This is a genomic window from Paracidovorax anthurii, from assembly GCF_003269065.1.
Lineage (GTDB): Bacteria > Pseudomonadota > Gammaproteobacteria > Burkholderiales > Burkholderiaceae_C > Paracidovorax > Paracidovorax anthurii.
The window spans coordinates 1-19,009 of record NZ_QLTA01000055.1 but is presented as its reverse complement, the minus strand read 5'-3'; the positions used below and the strand labels follow the sequence as shown (position 1 = coordinate 19,009).

Annotated in this window: 18 protein-coding genes; 7 read left to right on the top strand and 11 right to left on the bottom strand. The window is 71.0% G+C overall.

The annotated features are described in order from the left end of the window. The first annotated feature begins 31 nt into the window (after nt 1-31). Nucleotides 32-2,185, top strand: a complete 2,154-nt coding sequence (gene priA / locus AX018_RS20445) for a replication restart helicase PriA (protein WP_211322490.1) — start codon at nt 32-34, stop codon at nt 2,183-2,185. 116 nt (nt 2,186-2,301) lie between these two features. Here the strand turns inward: priA and xopF2 are convergent, their stop codons facing one another. The 5 genes from xopF2 to AX018_RS20420 form a co-directional block, all read right to left on the bottom strand. Next, a complete protein-coding gene (xopF2, locus tag AX018_RS20440; protein WP_111881186.1) occupies nt 2,302-4,593 on the bottom strand; it encodes a type III secretion system effector XopF2 in 2,292 nt (763 codons plus the stop codon). Beyond that, nucleotides 4,590-5,048, bottom strand: a complete 459-nt coding sequence (gene hap3 / locus AX018_RS20435) for an Hpa3 family type III secretion system protein (RefSeq protein WP_111881184.1) — start codon at nt 5,046-5,048, stop codon at nt 4,590-4,592. Before hap3 ends, xopF2 begins: the two co-directional genes overlap by 4 nt. Nucleotides 5,049-5,268: 220 nt before the next feature. Next, nucleotides 5,269-6,228, bottom strand: coding sequence for a DNA/RNA non-specific endonuclease (locus tag AX018_RS20430; protein WP_111881181.1), 960 nt, complete (start codon nt 6,226-6,228; stop codon nt 5,269-5,271). Between the two features lie 123 nt (nt 6,229-6,351). Next, a complete protein-coding gene (locus tag AX018_RS20425; protein WP_111881178.1) occupies nt 6,352-6,606 on the bottom strand; it encodes a hypothetical protein in 255 nt (84 codons plus the stop codon). Between the two features lie 12 nt (nt 6,607-6,618). Next, entirely contained in the window at nt 6,619-8,121 is a 1,503-nt protein-coding gene (locus tag AX018_RS20420) for a S8 family peptidase (RefSeq protein WP_146749382.1), read from the bottom strand. Nucleotides 8,122-8,398: 277 nt separating this feature from the next. On the opposite strand from AX018_RS20420, the gene AX018_RS25490 reads away from it, so the two are divergent. Both AX018_RS25490 and AX018_RS20405 read left to right on the top strand, forming a co-directional pair. Then, nucleotides 8,399-10,180, top strand: coding sequence for a hypothetical protein (locus AX018_RS25490; protein ID WP_211322489.1), 1,782 nt, complete (start codon nt 8,399-8,401; stop codon nt 10,178-10,180). 10 nt (nt 10,181-10,190) lie between these two features. Continuing rightward, nucleotides 10,191-10,808: a hypothetical protein gene (locus AX018_RS20405; protein ID WP_111881170.1), complete on the top strand. Its 618-nt coding sequence runs from the start codon at nt 10,191-10,193 to the stop codon at nt 10,806-10,808. Nucleotides 10,809-10,829: 21 nt separating this feature from the next. On the opposite strand, the gene AX018_RS20400 is transcribed toward AX018_RS20405, so the two are convergent. The 5 genes from AX018_RS20400 to AX018_RS20380 all read right to left on the bottom strand — a co-directional run bounded on the left by AX018_RS20400 (nt 10,830) and on the right by AX018_RS20380 (nt 13,936). Beyond that, the gene (locus AX018_RS20400) at nt 10,830-11,795 is read right to left on the bottom strand and encodes an AEC family transporter (RefSeq protein ID WP_111881168.1); all 966 of its coding nucleotides are present in this window, start codon (nt 11,793-11,795) and stop codon (nt 10,830-10,832) included. A gap of 72 nt (nt 11,796-11,867) precedes the next feature. Beyond that, nucleotides 11,868-12,227 carry a hypothetical protein gene (locus tag AX018_RS20395; RefSeq protein ID WP_111881165.1) on the bottom strand — a complete coding sequence of 120 codons (360 nt, stop codon included), beginning with the start codon at nt 12,225-12,227 and terminating at the stop codon, nt 11,868-11,870. A gap of 79 nt (nt 12,228-12,306) precedes the next feature. Beyond that, on the bottom strand, nt 12,307-12,711 hold the full coding sequence (locus AX018_RS20390; protein WP_111881163.1) for a roadblock/LC7 domain-containing protein: 405 nt from the start codon (nt 12,709-12,711) through the stop codon (nt 12,307-12,309). Beyond that, nucleotides 12,708-13,268 (bottom strand): GTP-binding protein, encoded by a 561-nt coding sequence (locus AX018_RS20385; protein ID WP_111881160.1) that lies wholly within the window; start codon nt 13,266-13,268, stop codon nt 12,708-12,710. Before AX018_RS20385 ends, AX018_RS20390 begins: the two co-directional genes overlap by 4 nt. Then, nucleotides 13,265-13,936 carry a MarR family transcriptional regulator gene (locus tag AX018_RS20380; RefSeq protein ID WP_146749381.1) on the bottom strand — a complete coding sequence of 224 codons (672 nt, stop codon included), beginning with the start codon at nt 13,934-13,936 and terminating at the stop codon, nt 13,265-13,267. The genes AX018_RS20385 and AX018_RS20380 overlap by 4 nt, the downstream gene beginning before the upstream one ends. A gap of 338 nt (nt 13,937-14,274) precedes the next feature. On the opposite strand from AX018_RS20380, the gene AX018_RS20375 reads away from it, so the two are divergent. From AX018_RS20375 to AX018_RS20360, 4 genes are all read left to right on the top strand, one after another. Beyond that, nucleotides 14,275-16,350, top strand: a complete 2,076-nt coding sequence (locus tag AX018_RS20375; protein ID WP_111881155.1) for an ATP-dependent helicase — start codon at nt 14,275-14,277, stop codon at nt 16,348-16,350. After that, a complete protein-coding gene (locus tag AX018_RS20370; protein ID WP_111881153.1) occupies nt 16,347-16,811 on the top strand; it encodes a hypothetical protein in 465 nt (154 codons plus the stop codon). The genes AX018_RS20375 and AX018_RS20370 overlap by 4 nt, the downstream gene beginning before the upstream one ends. Further along, nucleotides 16,745-18,001 (top strand): phospholipase A, encoded by a 1,257-nt coding sequence (locus AX018_RS20365; RefSeq protein ID WP_111881150.1) that lies wholly within the window; start codon nt 16,745-16,747, stop codon nt 17,999-18,001. The genes AX018_RS20370 and AX018_RS20365 overlap by 67 nt, the downstream gene beginning before the upstream one ends. 268 nt (nt 18,002-18,269) lie before the next feature. Further along, nucleotides 18,270-18,662 carry a hypothetical protein gene (locus AX018_RS20360; RefSeq protein WP_111881226.1) on the top strand — a complete coding sequence of 131 codons (393 nt, stop codon included), beginning with the start codon at nt 18,270-18,272 and terminating at the stop codon, nt 18,660-18,662. A gap of 28 nt (nt 18,663-18,690) precedes the next feature. Here AX018_RS20360 and AX018_RS20355 read toward each other — a convergent pair. Continuing rightward, nucleotides 18,691-19,009 (bottom strand): transposase (locus AX018_RS20355; protein ID WP_146749253.1); only part of this gene is annotated, 319 nt, incomplete at its 5' end.

Genomic DNA, 19,009 nt, shown 5'->3' with positions numbered 1-19,009 from the left:
TCCCGGGCCGGCACCGCGCCCCCTGACCGACGTGCCTTCCGCCCCTCTTCCCCCCGCCGGCCCCGCCGCGGCGACCGTGTCGGTGGCCGTGCAGACGCCCGCGCACAGCGCCGTGGGCGAGCCGCTCAGCTACGCCAGCGACCGGCCCCTGGCGCCCGGCACCCTGGTGCGGGTGCCCCTGGGCGCGCGCGAGGTGCTGGGCGTGGTGTGGGATGCGGCGCCCGATGCCCCGCCCCTGCCGCCGGGCGCGGCGATGCGCCCCGTCGCCGGCGTGCTGGAGGGGCTGGCGCCGCTGGATGCCCCCTGGCGCCGGCTGGTGGCCTTCGCGGCGCGCTACTACCAACGCGCCCTGGGCGAGGTGGCCTTGGCGGCCCTGCCGCCGCAGCTGCGCGACCTCACGCCCGCGCAGCTCGCCCGGCGCCTGCGCCGGCCAGCCGCCACCACCGCCAGCGAGGCCGCGCCCCCCTACGCCCCCGAACCCGTGGCCCTGAGCCCCGAGCAGCAGGCGGCCACGGAGCGCATCGCGGCCGAGCCCGGGCCCTTCCTGCTCTACGGCAGCACCGGCAGCGGCAAGACCGAGGTGTACCTGCGCTGCGTGCACGAGGCACTGGCCGCACGGCCCGGGGCCCAGGCGCTGGTGATGGTGCCCGAGATCAACCTCACGCCCCAGCTGGAGGCGCGCTTCGTCGCCCGCTTCGCGCCGCTCTATGGCGCCGACAGCGTGGTCTCGCTGCACAGCGGCATGACGAACCCGCAGCGCCTCAAGAGCTGGCTCGCGGCCCATGGCGGGCAGGCGCGCATCGTGCTGGGCACGCGCATGGCGGTGTTCGCGAGCCTGCCGGGCCTGGCGCTCATCGTCGTGGACGAGGAGCACGACGCCAGCTACAAGCAGCAGGAGGGCGCGCGCTACTCCGCCCGCGACCTCGCCATCTGGCGCGGGCGCGAGCAGGGCGCCAAGGTGATCCTCGGCTCGGCCACGCCGTCGCTGGAGAGCTGGCACGCCAGCCGCCCGCCCGAGGGCGGCGACCCGGGCGGGCGCTACCTGCGCCTGCACATGCCCAGCCGCATCGGCGCCGGCGCGCTACCGCGCGTGCGCCTCGTGGACATGGCCCAGCAGCCGCGCGGCGCGGTGTTCTCGCCGCCGCTCGTGGCCGCCATCACCGAGCGCGTGGAACGCGGCGAGCAATGCCTCGTGCTGCTCAACCGGCGCGGCTTCGCGCCCGTGCTGCACTGCACCGAGTGCGGCTGGAAGAGCGACTGCCCGCACTGCAGCGCCCACCAGGTGTTCCACAAGATCGACCGCTCGCTGCGCTGCCACCACTGCGGGTTCGCGCAGCGCGTGCCGCGCGCCTGCCCCGGCTGCGGCAACCCCGACATCGCGCCCATCGGCCGCGGCACCGAGCAGCTGGAGGAGCAGCTCGCCGCGCTGCTGCGCAACGTCATCACGCCCGAGCGCCGCGCCGCGCGCGTGGCGCGCATCGATGCCGACACCACCCGCGCCAAGGGCGCGCTGGAGGCACAGCTCGCCCAGGTGCACGCGGGCGAGGTGGACGTGCTCGTGGGCACGCAGATGGTCGCCAAGGGGCACGACTTCCGCCGCATCACGCTGGTGGCCGCCGTGCAGCCCGACGGCGCGCTCTTTTCCAGCGACTTCCGCGCGCCCGAGCGGCTCTTCGCCCTGCTGCTGCAGGCCGCCGGCCGCGCCGGCCGCGACGCGGACTACGTGGCCGCGCAGGGCAGCCCGTGCGAGATGTGGGTGCAGACCTACCACGCCGACCACGCCGTGTACGCGGCGCTGCGCCGGCACGACTACCCGGCGTTCGCCGCGCGGCAGCTCGCCGAGCGCGCCGAGGCCGCCATGCCGCCCTTCGCCTTCCAGGCGCTGGTGCGCGCCGACGCGCGCACGCAGGAGGTGGCGCAGGCCTTCCTCGGGGCCTGCGCCGAGGCCGCCCGGCAGGCGGCCCTGCCGGGGCTGGAGCACGTGACCCTGTTCCCGCCGGTGCCGCTCGCCATCCAGCGCGTGGCCAACGTGGAGCGCGCGCAGATGCTGCTGGAGAGCCCGAGCCGCGCGGCCCTGCAGCGCTTCCTGGCGGCCTGGCAGCCGCTGCTGCATGCCTGCCGCGCCGCCCCGGCCCATCGCGGCCTCGTGCGCTGGCTGGTGGACGTGGACCCGCTGGCGATCTGACGCCGGGCGGCCGCGCAGCGGCTCAAGGGGCCTTCCAGGCTTTTCTCATGGAATTTCGCCGCCATGTCGGCGTATCTTCTACCTCTTAAGCTATATTTTTAATAGCAAAACCATCTTTAATCCGCGTGCGGGCGGCGCCCCTGCCGCCATTCGATCAGCGACTCGCGCTGCTCCAGGTGCTTGACCACGCGCTCCAGCCGCTCGATGACCTCCTTCAGCCGGGGCACGTCCACGCCCTCACTCAACAGTGTGGCCTGCGAGTAGGAGGTTTCGATCATCTTGCGCAGCATCTGCGCGGTGTCCGCCACGGTGGCGTGCTCGATGATGCCCTGGGGACTCACCTCCACCAGCGTCTGGATGCGGTCGCGGATCTGCTCCACCATCTGCTGCACGACGGGATTGCGCGCCGCCGCGGGCCCTGCGCGGCCCTCCTCCGCGGCGAGCTGCGGATCGAGGATGAGGTTGGTGCTGGCAAGCACGTTCTCCAGCACCGGGTCCAGCGCGCGCATCTCCCCGCGGGCCTCGCGCCACAGCCGCTCCTGCTTCTGGTCGCGCCGGCGGTCCAGCCGCGAGGCCAGCTCGCCGCTGATGTCGCCCATCAGGGCCTTCCAGCCGCTCCAGCCCAGCTCGCTCATGAAGCTCTGCCCGGCCTGCTGCAGCACGCTGGCATGGGAGTTGGTGGGCTCGCCGCTGGCGGGCACGCCGTAGAGCCCGCGCACGATCGAAGCCAGCTGCAGCCCGGCCGCCGCGGCCGCCGCGCCGGTCACCACGTTGCCGCCCACGCTGCGCACGACGAAGTCCCGCGTCGCATGGAAGAACCCCGAGCCCGAACGGAAGGCCTCGCCCAGCAGCGGAACCCCCTCCTTGAGAACGTCCAGGGCGAAGCCGGGCAGGCGCTTCGCATCCTTCCATTGCAGCGGCTCCTGGGTCTCGTCGGGCACCGCCAGGCGGAAGAGGTTCATGCGCTGCGTGCCGCCCACCAGATCGGACACCGTGACCTGTCCGGTGCCCGGCAACGCCTTGGTCGTGTCCAGCACGGCCTTGTTCAGCGCCGAAGCGCCGCCCGAGGCCACCGCGCCCCAGCCGAAGACCTGGAACGGCGACGCCAGGGTCGAGGGGCTGCTCACCCAGCGCCGCAGCGCATTGGCGCCGGCCGTGAGCGTCGGCTTGAACAGGGCGGCCTCGGCCTTGCCGTCCATGAGCTTCTGCCGGGTCTCCACGAACTTGCGGTGGTCATGGGCCTGCCCGCGCAGCGCGTTGAGCGTGGGGCGGTCCACGCTCCCGGTCGTGGCGATGTGGCCCACTTCCTGGTCGCGCACCGGGCGCCAGAAGCGCTTGGCCCCGTCGGCCGTGACCTCCAGTTGCACGGGCGGGGGGTCGGGCACCAGCACCTTGGGGTCCAGCGCCTTGAATAGCGGCATATTGGCCACGCGCGCGCGCCGGTCCATCGAGGGAATGACGATGGACTCGGTCAGGTAATTGACGGGCCCGGCGAGCAGCCCCCCGTACACGGCCGGCCAGAACTTGGCCGCGGTCGGCCCGTCGTTGTTGTCCTGCAGGGTCGAGATCGAGCCGCCGGAGGGCGTGCGCGTGGCCGAGGTCATGAACCCCTTCAGGCTCTCGTAGGCCACGGGGACCGAGGCCCGCATCAAGCCCACGGGCTCCATGCTGTCCCGAAAGCGGTATCCCCCGTCGGCCCGATGGCGCTCCATCAGGCGTTCGGCGGCCCACTGGGTGTACTCGGCCTCCATCTCTTCCTGCTGATCCCGTTGCGCGAGCGGCAGCGGATTCCCCTCCGCGTCGCCCGCCCGGTGCATGTCCGCCAGGTAGCCCACCACGGCGGCGCGCATGCCCTCCAGCGTCACCGCCCCGGGCGCATCGCGGCCCTGGGCCGCGTCCTCCCGATCGACGCCGCGCGGCCCCACCTCGTCGAGATCGAGGGACGACGCCGAGTTGCTGCGCGAGAGCGAATCCAGGCTCGGGAGGTACGTGCGGTTGCTCTGCGAGAAATCCGAGCGCCTCGAATGCCCCCACTCCACGTCCCCCATGACCCCCACGGTGGAATGGAACTGCGAGCCATGGATCGAGGACGAAGCGACGGAGCCGGCCCTCTGGCTGCCGTGGCGCTGGGACGAGCCCTCCACACCCAGGTTCTCCACCAGGGACCGGCCGGACACCGAGCCCGGCGGCGGCAGCGTGACGCGCGGCGGCATGCTGCTGCCGTCCAGGCGCGCCGAGGAATGCCGGCGGCTCATACTCAGATTCGCCAGCTCCTGCGAGACGGGCACCAGCCGCGAGGACGGGCCGGGCGCCAGCGGGTCCTGCGGCACCGGCAGGTCCCTGCCGCTGTCCGAGCGCACGGAAATGCCGCTCAGCAGCGGCTTGCCGGTCACCCCCTTCCCCGTCATGGCTCCACCCCGGCCTGCGGCCCGTCATCGCCGATCAGCACCTCCAGCGCCGCGCGGGCCAGCACATGGCCCCGGTCCATGGCCGCGGCCACCTGCCCGGCCTCGTCGCTGGCCTCCAGCGGCCGCAGGGACAGCAGGTCGCCGCCCTCCACCAGCCCCAGGTGCCAGCCCTCCTCGCCCAGCAACTGCTCCTGCACCCCCAGCAGGCGCAATACCTCCTGCCCGCCCAGCTCGGTGGCGGACAGCGGCAGCACCACCTCGGGCCAGGCATGCCAGCCGGACTCGGCGGAGCGCGCATGGATGCGGCACAGCAGCCCCGACGGCCCGACGAACGGCTCGCCGGACTCCATGGACTGCATCGCATCGGGCGGCACGCCGAGATGGATGCCGATCTGCGCCATGAACGCACGGGCGTCGGCGGGCAGGGCCGACACAGCGGAGGGTGGGGTGGACATGAGAAACTCCTGACGATCGAAACCATGAACGCCGCGCGAACGCGGCTGCCAAGGTCACTGTCGGGGTGTTACGTGACTGTTCGATGACGCATGCGAAGCCACCTCCGCGCATGCGAAACGTTTGCCTTCCGGGGCATGAAATCCCGCAATCCAGTCCATAACGTTCCGGGTTATGGTGGCGCGCCGGTCGGCATGCGCGCCCCCCCGAGGCATGTTCCGCCTAGGCAAGCAGGATGTCCCGCACGTCCCTGAGCGCGGCCGCGAAATCCGGCCCGGCCCCCGCCAGCACGTCCCGCGCCGCGAGCGGCCCGAAGGACAGCCCCACCATCGCCTCGATGGCCGCCAGCGGGCGCTGCTGGTTCTCGAAATCCCCGAACACGAAGGCCGGCCGCACCTCGGCGATCGCGCGCGCCTGCGACGACACGTAGCCCGTGGCCGCGACCGCCTCGGTGCCGTCCATCACGAAGGCCACCACCTTCCAGAACCGCACCGGCACCTGCACGCCGTGGACCACCGGATCGTCCGGCGCGAAGACCGGGCCGGTGAACACGCTCACGCGCATCAGGTCGCGGCGCGCATGCGCCAGGATGTAGTCTTCGATGCCCAGCCACAGGCCCCCGTTGAACCGCTGCACCTGCGGCGCGGCATTGGTGGCATGGAAGGTGTCCGCATCCGCCAGCGTGGCCGTGGCGGCATCGCCCCAGCACGGGTCCTGGCGCCGCGTCATGTGGCCCCGGCTGAAATAGCCCCGCTTCTCGTCGCCATACACCTCGTTCAGGAGCTGGTAGCGCTGCGGGATGCGGGGGTCGAACTTCCACACGTTGCTGCGCTTCACGTCGCGGGCGCGCGCGCCGTCGATGTTGCAGGCGCTGAAGACCGGCATGCGCCGCGAGCGCGAGACCGCCGTCGAGAAATGCGTGTAGTCCAGCACGTGCGTGGTGGCGCCCTTCCAGGCGAACGTCACCACGTCGCGCCGCGCGGCCTCGCCCAGGGCGGGCAGCGCGATGGGCTCGGCGGGATCGATGAAATCCGGCCGGTAGCCCTCGCGGTCCTCGTAGCTCGCCGCGGGTTCGGGCTCGGCCCGCACGCGCTGGGGCGCGGCGGCGGCGTCGGGCGCGAAGCGGTAGCGCGGGGTCAGGCCCCGCGCGGATGCACCTGTGCCAGAAGACTCACGGGCCATGGATAGCGCTCCTGTGCCGGGGCACCACCCGCAGGGCCTGCGGCCGCCGCGGACGGGCGCCCGGATGTGAAAAGGCCCGGATCGGCAGGAGCCGACCGGGCCGTAAAGGGAATTCGGGGGGCGTCAAGCCACCTGCTTGAGGCGCTTGTGCGGCGGCGCGGCGCCCAGGGGGCGTTCGGGGCAGAAGGTCCAGTTGCGGCCGCAGACGGCGCCGGCCACGTCGGACTCGGGCGCCTCCACGAGCAGCGAGCCGGGCATGCGGTCCACCACCCTGGCGCGCCGGGCGCGCTTGCCGCTGCGCAGGGCGGAGACGATCGAGCGCTCCTCCTGGGGGGAAGGATCGCCGGCACCTTGGTAGAGAAGAACGAAGCGGCCCATAAGAAAACCATGCTACACCAACAGGCCCGCCCCTTCAAACCCCGGTCCGAAGCCCAGGTCGCCGGCGGTGTTGAGCGCCAGCTTGATGATGGCGTCCGAGCGCTTCTGGTTGCGCTCCATGCCCAGGATGCGGGCATGGCGCCCGAGTTGCCGCGCCAGCGCCCCCGTGGCCACGGGGCACGCCATGGACGTGCCGTCCATCACGGCATAGCCGCCCGGCACCGCGGAGACGATGCCCACGCCGGGGCCGGTGAGGTCCACCGCGTCGCCCACGTTGCTAAAGGCGGCCACGAAATTGCGCCGGTCGGTGCCAAAGGGCTTCTCCACCTCCAGAACCTGGGCCGCGTCCGCGGGCCAGGTGCCCTTGCGGCCGAAGGCGCTCACCGCCAGCACCTGGCTGTAATGCGCGGGATAGGCCACGGGGCCACGGTAGTCGTTGCCCGTGGCGGCCAGGCAGACCACGCCCATCGCGCGGGCCCGGTGGATCTCGCGCAGCACGTCGGGCATCTCGCCCTCGCCGCCCAGCGACAGGTTGATGAGGTCGCAGCCGTCGTCCACCGCCTGCCGGATGCCCTTGGCGATGTTGAACGACAGCGCCGAGGACTGCCCCTGGCCGAACACGCGGTAGGCGTGCAGGTCCGCGCCGGGCACCACGCCGCGCACGCCCCGGCCGGCCGCGCCCCGGCCCGCGATGATGGCGGCCACGTGGGTGCCGTGGCCCAGGCTGTCGGCGAAATCGGTCACCCGCTCGCCCTTGACGACGTTGCGCCCGCGCGCGATGCGCAGGTCCGGGTGCCGGCTCACGCCCGTGTCCACCACGGCCACCTTCACCCCCCGGCCGTCGGCATCCTCCCCCTCGAAGCCGAAATGCCCCCGCGCGTCGGGCACGGCGAGGTCGATGGGCGTGCAGCACAGCGTGAAGCGGCCCTTCCCCGCGGGCACCTTGGAGGCATTCACGGGCCAGTACCCCGAGGACGGATAGGCGGCCACGGCATCCAGCACCCCCGTGCCCGGCGGAAACACCAACCGCGCCACGCCCCGGGCGTTGGTCTTGCCCGAGGTGCCCACGCGCTTGGCGTGGTCCACGAAGCCCACCACGTCCACCCCGGCCATCGCGGCCCCGGTGGCCGCGTCCTCGACCTTGACGTCCAGCACCACCTTGGCCCCGGCGGACACGCCCAGCACCGAGGCGAGCCGGAAGCGCTGCAGCCACAGCGGCTCCAGCGTGCGGGCGGGCACCACGCGCAGGCCGGGCTCGCGCTGCAGCAGCTTGACGCGCTCGGCCCCGTCCATGGCGACGAGCACGGCGTCCATGGGCGCCACCTCGTCCACCAGATCCACATCCAGGCCCCAGCGTGCCGCAGGCGCCGCGGCCCTCGTGCGCGGACTGGCGTGCAACGCCCGGCTCGCGGAACGCAGGAAAAGCTGGCTACCGCCCGGATCGTCGGCGTTCCAGATGTTGAGATTGGGAAGGATCACGAACAGCGATCGGTCATGGCGGACGTCCTGGGCCATCGTCATTTCCTCTTTTGCTTGTGGAGCTTGTGGATTCCGGTGCATTTTCACGGCACGGAATCCTGGCCGTGCAGGGGAAGTTGTTATGGCGTGTCATCAATCCCCCAGGCATGTAACGGGACTGCTGCCAGGCCAACCACCAAGCTCGGCCTCGCGGACGCGATCGATGGCGCTTTCGCCTTCCGGCACGGCCCTTCGCAGCAGCACGTCGGCCAGGGGCCTTCCATTGACAAACTGATCTGCGCCGGACCGTCGTGGCGGCAGAAAGAAAGTCATCTTGCTGGAGAACCCTTTTCGGATCGCTCGGAGTTCCCTCCCCAGTGCGCCACGCATCGGCACCGATGCCACGCACTCCACTCCCGCGCCGCGTTCGCCTGCCGCGCTCAATGCGCCCGCAAGGCTGCGCAGCGCACCGCAGCGGCTCCAGGGTGCGGCCGCGCAAATCTCGCCCCTGCGCAGTCCATTGCCCTCCCCACAGGCCGGTGGTCATGCGATCGCCACGCCATCAGCCACCGCAGTGGTGCACCACCAGCCCGCCAGCCGGCCGCAAGGCGAAATCCGGCTGGAGCCTGCCGCGGCCCATATACCGCAGCGGCAGACAGAGCCCCCGCAGGCGCGCCGCCAGACCCTGGGCGAGTTGCTGACCCGGGAGCACCGGCAGGAGCAGGCAGAGCGAGCGCGACAGGCCTATGCGGCACTGCCCCATGGCGGCAAAGCCATGCAGCGGTTGAAGGACCGCGCGGCGAGGCAACATCCGAGCACGATGGCCGAGAAGTTGAATGCGCGCCTGCAAGGCTCGCCCAAGCCCATGGAAGGCCCGCGCGGACGAGCGTTCGCAGAACTGGTGCGCGCCGACGTGCTCGCGCTGTCCAAGGCCGCCCACATCAACCCCTTGCAGGCCCTCGAAACGATGCGCGGCGCTGCGCTGGAGAGCGCCCTGGGGCAGGGCGGCATCCTGGAGCAGGATCAGAAGTTGCTGCTGAACGTGCTCGACAGGCTGGGTCCCATGATCATCCAGCAACGTTATGAGCAACTGAACCTGAAGCTCATGCCCGAGACCACCCCCGCTTTCACGGATGCCCAGGTGCTGGAAAAGCCCCTCCAACTGGGCAATGGCAACTTCAATACGGTCTTCGCGGTCAAGGTCATGGACTCCGAGGGCACGGCATTCGACGCCGTCTTCAAGCCGCTCAACGACGTGGAGGAAGACTGGGCCGCCCGGAAGACAGGCGTCCCGGTGGATGACCCTCAGACCGCCATGCGCAACATCGCGACAGTCTCCTATGCGAGAGCGTTCCGCTTTCATGTGATTGCGGACACACGCGTAGCGCTGATCGATACCGGGCGAGGGCCGCAGGGCCCTGACCTCGGCCTGATGATGGAGCGCGCCCAGGGCCAACCGGCCTTCGAGGTCGATGCAGCCATCCTGGAGCGTCCCGACGTCTGCGCAGAGGTGACCAGGCTGCAGTTGCTCGACCACCTGACCGGGCAAGTCGATCGCCATGACAGCAACTACTTCATCCACATCGGGCCGGACGATCGTGCCAGGGTCACGGGCATCGACAACGACCAGTGCTTCGGCAAGAACCTGACCGACCCGGCCGGCATCCAGCAGATCACGACCTCTGATAACCGTGACAATGGGTTCCGCGGCACGAAGCTGCCCCCGGTGGTCGATACCACGATGGAGCACGCCATCAACGCGGTCACGGAAACGGACATCCGTTCGATGCTGGAGGGCAAGCTGACCGAAGACGAGGTCAACGCCGCGATCCAGCGCCATCAGGGCGTCAAGGACCACATCGCCCGGCTGCGAGCCGACGGCCGGGTCATTGAACCGGAACAATGGAGTCGTTCGGAAATTCAGCAGCTCCTGACCGTGGAAAACAGCTATGTGGGGCGCGAGCTCGACGCAGCGCTGGCCTGGCAGACCTCATCCGGACGCCAAAGCAGCAGCAATGCAGGCCTCAGCGAACTCAACGCGGCGCTGGATTGGCAGTCCTCACCCGAACGCGAAAGCAACAACAATGCAAGCACCGCACGCCGCAACACTTGGTGAGAGATTTCCCATGAATGCACCCTTGAACGAATCGGGCAGCGAAAGCGCCTTGCCCGCGGCCCAGGCAATGTTCGAGGGCGAGCGCCTGCCCTTCCCCCCCGTGCCGGCACCGCTGGCGGCTGCGTTGCAGCAACAGGGGCCGGGCTGGTTCGCCACGCGGCCCGTCGCATCGTCGCCCTACGGCTTCGATCATTTCCTGGCCGAGGTCGAGGCCCACCCGGACCTGCCGGACTATGCCGTGGTTGGCTTCGACGGTCACGGCACCAATAGCTGGGCGGTGCACTTCTACCTCGTCGGCCCGGGCATCGCGCTCTTCATCCAGCTGCCCTGGGGCGGAGCCTATCTGGAGCCCGAGCCGGCCCGCGCGGAGATCGCCGACCTGTTCGCATGGGCCGAGGCCCTGCTGACCCGCGTGCGGCTGGCCGAGGCCGCCCGCAAGATCCCGCAGGGCATGCGCCTGCAGGTCGCCGCGAGCCGCTTCGGCCACGCCGGCTGGCGCTGGCTCGGTGCGGGCCAGGACGTGGCCACGGTGCCCTGGAACCCGTCGGGCGGCATGAAGGCCGCCATGCTGCAGGAGCTCGACGACGTCATCGCCGGCCGGCGGCTGCTGTTGACGGCGGTGGCCTGATCCCGCCGGCGCACGCCCGCCTCAGCTCCAGAGCGCCACGGCCGCGGAAAAGCTCACGAACGCCAGCGCCGTCGAGACCAGGATGACGCGGGCGATGCGCCCGGTGTGCGCGCCGAAGCGCTCCGCCAGCAGCGACACATTGCTCGCGCTCGGCAGGGCGGCGGCCAGCACCAGCGCCGTGTGCGCCGGCCCGGAGAGCGGCACGCCCACGGCGATCGCCACCCGCCCCAGGGCCCAGACCAGCAGCGGATGCAGCACCAGCTTGGCGAGCGCCGCGCCCAGGCCGTCGCGCGGGCCCAGGGCCTCGTGCGGGTGCCGCGCCATGCCCGCGCGCGCCAGCACCGCGCCGATGGCGAAAAGCGCCACGGGCGCCGCCGCATCCGCCAGCAGGCCCACGGTGCGGTCCAGCGGGCCCGGCAGGGACAGCCGCAGCGCCGACGCCAGCGCGCCCAGCGCGATCGACCAGGGCATGGGATTGGCCGCCATCCCGCGCAGGGCCCGGCCCAGCGCGGCCCGCGCGCCCTCGGCGCCAGGGGCCCCGCCATCGCCCAGGCGCGACAGCCCGACGCAGACCGCCGTGGTCACCACCATGTCCAGCAGCATCGTGAGGATGACGGGGCCCGCCGCGGCCGGCCCCAGCAGCGCCACCAGCAGCGGCACGCCCATGAAGCCGGTGTTCGGGAAGGCCACCACGAGCGCGCCGAAGGCCGCGTCGTTCCAGCCCAGCCGCCGCCGCGTGAGCGCCACCGCGGCGGCCACGAGCGCCAGCCCGCTGGCCAGATACACGGCCGCCGCGGCCGGGTCCAGTAGCTCGGCGATGGGCGTGCGCGCGCCGAAGCGAAAAAGCATGCACGGCAGCGCGAAGAACAGCACGAAGGCGTTGAGCCCCGGGATCGCCGCCAGCGGCAGCAGCCCGCCGCGCGTGGCGACATAGCCGCACAGCACCAGCGCGAAGAAAGGGAAAGTGATGGCGAGAACGGAAAGCACGCGGCATTCTCGCCGCACGCCGGGCAAGGCGGGCGCCCGCGCGTGGCGGGCGCCTCAAGGGAGGAGGAATGCTCAGACCGAGAGGTTCTGCTCGATCTCCTGCACCTTGCGCCGCGCCAGCGCGAGGTTGGAGCGCTCCTTGTCCAGCACGAGGTAGATGAAGAGGCCTTCGTGCCCCGCCGAGGGGCGGATCACGTGGTACTGCCGGCCCAGCGTGATCAGGATGTCGTCGATCTTGTCGTTGAGCCCGAGGGAGCGGATGGTCTTGAGCTTGGCGCGCACCACCTCGGTGTTGCCGGCCGCGGCCAGCTCCATGTCCACGCCGCTGCCGGCGCTGCCCAGCAGCATGCCGCTGCTGCTGTCCACCAGCGCGGAGCAGAGGGCGCCATCGATGCCCAGGAGTTGGTTCAGAGAGTCTTGCAGGGAAGCCATGTGCCGGGGTCCTTCACGAAGTGGCGTTGGCGAAAAGCGCGCCGCCGGAGCAGGCTCCCGCGGCGCGCCGGGAAAGCGGTCAACCGTCGTGGCCCAGCTGGCGGGCCACCTCCGCGGCGGTCCACAGGGCCCGGCCGAAAACGGCGTCTTTTTCGAGCACGAGGCACAGGATGCAGGGGAACGGCCCGCCGATGGCCTGGAACACCGCCAGCCCCGCATCGGTCTCGAACGTGAGGCGCCGGCAGCCGGGGTGGTCGATCTCGCGTCCCACCGCGCGCGCCATGGCCATGAGCGAGCCGGCCATGGCCGCCAGGCGCCGCACCTGCGGCTCGCCGCCCGCCGCCAGGGAGGCGACCTCGAAGCCGTCGAGGGTGCTGATGAGGGCCATGCGCACGCCGCCGGACGTGGCCACCACGCCGTCCAGCACCTGCCGGGCCGCCTGGGCCCGCTCGGGAGGAATGACGGTCAATGCCTTGGAATTCATGGAGGGGGCTCCGGTCGGCAGGATTCGTCCTGCAGGGACAACAGGGAGGCCAGCACGCCCAGCGCCTCGCGCAGGGACGCGGGATCGCGGGGGTCCGCCTCCAGGATGGGGACCACGCCGCAGCCCGCCGCGGCCAGCGACTGACCGAACGCCTCGATCTGCGCAGGGGTCGCGGGGCGGGCGCTGAGCACGAGCGGCACCGGCGGCCGCGGCAGCGCGGCGATCTCCGCCAGCACGCGGCGCGTATCGTCCAGGGCGGAGGGCGAGCCCACGTCCGCCATGACGAAGACGCCCGTGGAGACCGACAGGACCCATTCGCGCACGAAATCGAAACGCTCCTGCCCGGGGCAGCCGCAAACCTGCATGCGCACGCCCTCGCCCAGGTCGATCTCGCCGAACTCCGAGCCCACGGTGGTGAAGGCCTTGGAATGCGCTTCCCGGTCGAGATTGGGAACATCGGAGGATGCCATCACGTCCCCGCAGAGCGAGCGCAGCGCGGTCGTCTTGCCGATGCCCATCGGGCCCACGAAGGCGATGCGGGGCCAGCCGCCGCTCATGCGACACCTCCGCCACCACGCACCCAGCGGGTCAGGCGCAGCACCCAGCCCTGGGAACGCCCCCTGGGCGCCTCCTGGGCAGGCCCTGGCGCGGGCACAGGGGCCGGGGACTGCGCTGGCGCCGACGTCCGCAGCACGCCCCGGCGCGCGAGTTCGGCCAGCAAGGCCTGCGCGGAGGCCGCATCCAGCCCGCTGTGCTCGCACAACTGCCGCTGCGTCACCGGGCTGCGGGTCAGCAGCGCGAGCGCGCGCACGCAGCCCGGAGAACGGAACGGCGCATTCAGCGAAACCCACGCGCTCAGCTGGAAGCAAGCGCCCCCGGCCGGGACGGCGGCGGGCCCGGGCACCTGCGCGGCCCCGGCGCCCACCTTGTGCTGGAGGCGCCAATCCATCAGGAATACGGCGGCGCGGTCGAGCACATCAATGAGGTCGGCCAGCGTGTAGCCCAGCGGCAGCCGGGCCACCCACTGCGCCTGGGGCGCCTTCTCGGGATAGGAGCCGCCCACGCACACGAGACAGGGGGCCGCGATGCCGGCCTGCACCGAGCTGGCATGGTCCACCAGCAAAAGCTGCGCCTCCGCCGCGGACACCTCGCGCCAGGGCAGCAGCGACTTCCGGGCCGCCACACCGAACAAGGCAACGAACCGCGCGTAAAGCGGCGGGGTCAACAGATGGGCGGCAACGCCTGCCGGCACGTCACGCATGGGGATGGCGGGTCAAATTGACAGAATTGAACCCAGTATAGGGATTAAATTTGATACATCAATCCACAAAATATTAAACCTGCAACATGCGAGGCAATTGACATTGCCAATCTTTTCAGAAGCGGGTAGGGCCTGTAGGACGCTGCCGCGTTGCATCCGCAGGCGCCCGGCCCGGGGCGCGGCCCCGCGGCTGCCCCCGTTATCATCGGCACCCGCCTCGTGGGCCGGGTCTGCCGCCCGGCCACCCGGGGGCTCCTGCGCCGCGCTCCGCCCCTCCCTCTTCCCCCGCTTTTTCCTGCCGCATGTCCGCCGGTCTCAATCTCGCCCAGCTCCAGGCCGTCCACTACACCGAAGGGCCCTGCCTCGTGCTGGCGGGCGCCGGCTCGGGCAAGACGCGGGTGATCACGCACAAGATCGCGCGCCTGATCGAGACGGGGCTGGAGCCCCGGCGCATCGCCGCCATCACCTTCACCAACAAGGCGGCGGCGGAGATGCGCGAGCGCGCCCAGGGCCTCATCGGCCGGGCGGCCAAGGACGTGCTGGTGTGCACCTTCCATGCCCTGGGCGTGCGCATGGTGCGCGAGGACGGCAACGTGCTGGGCCTCAAGCCCCAGTTCAGCATCCTCGACGCCGACGACGTGGCCGGCATCATCAAGGACGCGGCCGGCGGCACCACCGACATCGCCACCGCGCGCCAGTGGCAGTGGGTCATCAGCAACTGGAAGAACGCCGGCATGGACAGCACCGCCGCGCTCGCCCAGGCGCGGGACGACAACGAACGCAGCATCGCCGTCATCATGCAGCGCTACGAGGAGCGCCTGGCCGCCTACCAGAGCGTGGATTTCGACGACCTCATCGGCATGCCGCTGCGCCTGCTGCGCGACTTTCCCGAGGTGCGCGCCAAGTGGCAGCGCGTGCTGGGCCACGTGCTGGTGGACGAATACCAGGACACCAACGCCACGCAGTACGAGCTGCTCAAGCTGCTGGTGGGCGAGCGCGCCCGCTTCACCGCCGTGGGCGACGACGACCAGTCCATCTACGGCTGGCGCGGCGCCACGCTGGACAACCTCAAGAAGCTGCCGGTGGACTTCCCCGCGCTCAAGGTGATCAAGCTGGAGCAGAACTACCGCTCCACGTCCGCCATCCTGCGCGCGGCCAACAACGTCATCCAGCCCAACCCCAAGCTCTTTCCCAAGACCCTGTTCTCCGAGCTCGGCGAGGGCGAGCCCGTGCGCGTGGTGGACGCCGACAACGAGGAGCACGAGGCCGAGCGCGCCGTCGCCCGCATCCAGAGCCTGCGCGCGGCGGCCAACCCGCCGCCCGACTGGAAGGGCTTCGCCATCCTCTACCGCGCCAACCACCAGGCCAAGCCGTTCGAGAAGGCCTTGCGCAAGGCGAACATCCCCTACAAGGTCTCGGGCGGCACGAGCTTCTTCGACCGCGCGGAAATCAAGGACCTGTGCGCCTGGTTCCGCCTCTGGATCAACAATGACGACGACCCGGCCTTCCTGCGCGCCATCACGAGCCCCAAGCGCGGCATCGGCCACACCACGCTGGGCGCGCTGGGCGAGTTCGCCACGAAGCACAAGCTCAGCATGTTCGGCGCGCTCTTCAACGGCATGCTGCCCGCGGCCATCCCCAAGCGCGCGCTGGACGGGCTCATGGAATTCGGCCGCGCCATCAACGACCTCGAATACCGCGCGCGCCACACCCACGGCGCGGAGGACGCCCGCACCTTCCTCACCGACTGGCTCAAGGAGATCGGCTACGAGCAGCACCTCTACGACGGCGAGGACAGCGAGACCGTGGCCGCCGCGCGCTGGAGCAACGTGCTGGAGTTCTGCGACTGGATGGCCCAGCGCGCGGGCGGCCAGATCGAGGACACCGCCGGCGCGGTGATCGCCAAGGAAACCAAGAGCCTGCTCGAAGTGGCGCAGACCATCGCCCTGCTCTCCACCATCAGCGAGCGCGAGAAAGAGCAGGACATGGTCACGCTCTCCACGCTGCACGCCTCCAAGGGGCTGGAGTGGCCGCACGTGGTGCTGGTCGGCGTGACCGAGGGCATGCTGCCCTTCAAGCTCGACGACGACGAGGGCCGCCAGCAGAAGGTGAGCGAAGACACCCTGCAGCGCCTGCAGGAAGAGCGCCGACTGATGTACGTGGGCATCACGCGCGCCCAGCGCAGCCTGGCCGTGAGCTGGACCAAGCGCCGCAAGAAAGGCCGCGAGATGGTGGCCGCGCAGCCCAGCCGCTTCATCGCCGAGATGGCGCTGGACCGGACCACCGCGCGCGAGGACCCGCGCGAAAAGCTCAAGGCGCTGCGCGCCGAATTCGCCGCGCGCAAGGCGCAGGCGGCCACGGGATCGGGAACGCCATGAGCCGCCACACCCTGCTGCGGATCGCCGCCTGCTGCATCGCGGCCTGCGCAGGCGTGGCCTGCACCACCACGCCGGACCGCGCCACGCCCCCGCGCGCGGGGCATGCCACGCCCGGCTGCCCCGGCGCCGAGGACACCACGCACCGCCAACTCCTCGGCACCTGGAACGCCACGCTGGAAGGCGGCGAAACCGCGCGCATCGCCCTGCGCCCCCACCCCGAGCTGGCACAGAGCGTGCGAGGCACGGTGGAGCGCGCCGGCACCACGGCGCAGGCCGCGGGCGACGTGGACGATGGCGACCTGACGCTCGAAGAATCGGTCAACGGCAAGAACATCAGCGCCACCTGGATCGGCCGGGTGGTGGAAGGCAGCTGCGGCGAGGAGATACGCGGAACATGGACCAACGCACAAGACAACCGAACCATCCCCTTCGTGCTGCGCAAGCAGGCCGGATCGCCGTGAGGGCGGCGACGGCCCCCGCGCGCCTGGGCGCGCTGGCACTGGCGCTCTGCGCGCCGGCGGGCGCCGCGCTCGCCAGCACCACGCCGGCCTCCGCCGGGGCGAACGCGGGCGCCGGCGATGCCTGGCGCCGCTGCGCGGCCCTGGGCGGCGACGATGCCGCGCGCCTCGCCTGCTTCGACCAGTGGGCGGGCCAGCAGGCCTGGCATGCGCCGGCGGCTTCGGCCGCCGCGGGCGCCACGCCCCCCGCCGGCAACGACAACTCGCCGCCCCCGCCCGTGGACACCACGCTGCCGGCCACCCGCATCATCGACGTGGCCCAGGTGGACGGCTGCCGCGACGAGCAGTACAGCACGCTCTCGCGCTTCTGGGAGCTGGAGTCGGGCAGCGACTGCGGCACCTTCCGATTCCGGGGCTACCGGCCCATCTCGATCTCGGTCGTGGCCTCCGACAGCGTGAACCGCCAGCCGACCTCGCCGGCGCCGGGGCACACCGCGGCCTCGGCGGTGGACTACCGCACCACCGAGAACCGCATCCAGCTCTCGGTGCGCACCAAGATCGCCCAGGGCCTGCTCACGCAGGGCCACCCGACCCTCAAGGACTCGGTGTGGGTGGGCTACACGCAGCAGTCGTACTGGCAGCTCTTCAGCCCCGACATCTCGCGCCCCTTCCGCGCCACCGACCACGAGCCCGAGGTGATGTACGTCTACCCCACCGACGCCAAGCTGCCCTTCGGCTGGCGCTGGCGCTACAGCGGCATCGGCCTCGTGCACCAGTCCAACGGCCAGAACCTGCCGCTGTCGCGCAGCTGGAACCGCGTGTACCTGATGACCGGCATGGAGCTGGACAACCGCTGGACCGTGACCGCGCGCGCCTGGAAGCGGGTGAACGAGAGCGCGGAGAACGACGACAACCCGGACATCATCGACTACATGGGCCGGGGCGAGGTGCAGGTGGCCTGGAACTACGACCGCGACAACACGCTGTCGCTGACGGCCCGCAATTCGTTCTCGTCCACCGGGCGTGGCTCGGTGCGGCTGGAGTGGCTGCGCGCCGTGGGCAAGGACCTGGGCGGCATCAAGAGCAACCTGCGCTTCCACACCGCGCTCTTCAGCGGCTACGGCGACAGCATCACCGACTACAACCGCAAGCGCACGGTGCTCAGCGTGGGCCTGAGCCTCGTGGACTTCTGATCCCGCTCCATGGGTGACCGCGGCGCGCGGCACGGCGCCGCGCCCCCGCCGCATCACATCCCGTTACCGTTTATCCGCGGCGGCGGGTTGATGCCCCCGGGCCGCGCCGACACAATGGCACGCGCGGCGCATCCCGACGCCGCACCCGAGCCCCGGCAGGCCGCACAGGCCGCCCGTTCCGCGTGGAATAAGAGCGGTTTTCCCGCCGTTTTACGCGCCATTGCCGAGCACGGGGCCGCCCGACAATGCCTGCTCGGAGGTCGTCACCATGGACATGCAATATCAGCTCAAAGCCGGCGCGTACTACCTGTACGACATGCGCGAAACCCCCAGCGCGGTCACGGGCGAGCGCCGCTTCAAGCTCAAGACCGACACCGTGGCGATCGCGTTCGACCAGCACACGGGCGAGGTGCACCAGCACGGCACGCCCTCGCGCATCACCTCCTGGGCCAACAACACCCGGCGCCGGCTGCGCGCGGCCGGCGCGCTGCAGGCGGCCAACGACATCGTGGTCGTCTCCGGCCCGCTGCCCGTGGACGAGCTGAACAAATGCCTCTGGATCTCCGGCTACTGCCGCCGCATGTTCTCGCGCCTCGCGAGCCTGCCGCACGGCAAGCTGCAGCGCAGCGCGCAGTCGGACTCCTTCCGCCGCGCCGCCTGACGGCACCCTTTACTTTCTTAGAACGTGTTTACGATCTTCTGAGTAGCAGAGCCAGAAACGCCAAGTGGACGAACTGTAAGCTGGTGTTGAGCCATCGCTCACAGTTCTTCCATAGCCGCCGATTCTTGTCCAGCCAAGCAAAGCTGCGCTCAACCACCCAGCGCTTGGGCATGACCTTGAAGGTGTGCAACTCGCTTCTCTTGGCGATCTGCACCGTCACATGCTCACCCAGGATGTCCTTGACGCCTTGCGCGAAGGGCTCGCCTGTGTAACCGCTGTCCGTCAGCACACTTTGCACCCGCCCCAGCGAGCGCTTGCAGCGCTTGAAGGCCGCAAGCGCTCCCTTG

What these genes read in the sequence shown, in the direction of transcription:
- AX018_RS20390 (WP_111881163.1), bottom strand. Translation starts at nt 12,711, where the DNA reads ATGAATTCCAAGGCATTGACCGTCATTCCTCCCGAGCGGGCCCAGGCG.
- AX018_RS20420 (WP_146749382.1), bottom strand. Translation starts at nt 8,121, where the DNA reads ATGGCCCAGGACGTCCGCCATGACCGATCGCTGTTCGTGATCCTTCCC.
- AX018_RS20425 (WP_111881178.1), bottom strand. Translation starts at nt 6,606, where the DNA reads ATGGGCCGCTTCGTTCTTCTCTACCAAGGTGCCGGCGATCCTTCCCCC.
- hap3 (WP_111881184.1), bottom strand. Translation starts at nt 5,048, where the DNA reads ATGTCCACCCCACCCTCCGCTGTGTCGGCCCTGCCCGCCGACGCCCGT.
- AX018_RS20405 (WP_111881170.1), top strand. Translation starts at nt 10,191, where the DNA reads ATGAATGCACCCTTGAACGAATCGGGCAGCGAAAGCGCCTTGCCCGCG.
- AX018_RS20360 (WP_111881226.1), top strand. Translation starts at nt 18,270, where the DNA reads ATGGACATGCAATATCAGCTCAAAGCCGGCGCGTACTACCTGTACGAC.
- xopF2 (WP_111881186.1), bottom strand. Translation starts at nt 4,593, where the DNA reads ATGACGGGGAAGGGGGTGACCGGCAAGCCGCTGCTGAGCGGCATTTCC.
- AX018_RS20385 (WP_111881160.1), bottom strand. Translation starts at nt 13,268, where the DNA reads ATGAGCGGCGGCTGGCCCCGCATCGCCTTCGTGGGCCCGATGGGCATC.
- AX018_RS20375 (WP_111881155.1), top strand. Translation starts at nt 14,275, where the DNA reads ATGTCCGCCGGTCTCAATCTCGCCCAGCTCCAGGCCGTCCACTACACC.
- AX018_RS20430 (WP_111881181.1), bottom strand. Translation starts at nt 6,228, where the DNA reads ATGGCCCGTGAGTCTTCTGGCACAGGTGCATCCGCGCGGGGCCTGACC.
- AX018_RS20370 (WP_111881153.1), top strand. Translation starts at nt 16,347, where the DNA reads ATGAGCCGCCACACCCTGCTGCGGATCGCCGCCTGCTGCATCGCGGCC.
- AX018_RS20395 (WP_111881165.1), bottom strand. Translation starts at nt 12,227, where the DNA reads ATGGCTTCCCTGCAAGACTCTCTGAACCAACTCCTGGGCATCGATGGC.
- AX018_RS20365 (WP_111881150.1), top strand. Translation starts at nt 16,745, where the DNA reads ATGGACCAACGCACAAGACAACCGAACCATCCCCTTCGTGCTGCGCAA.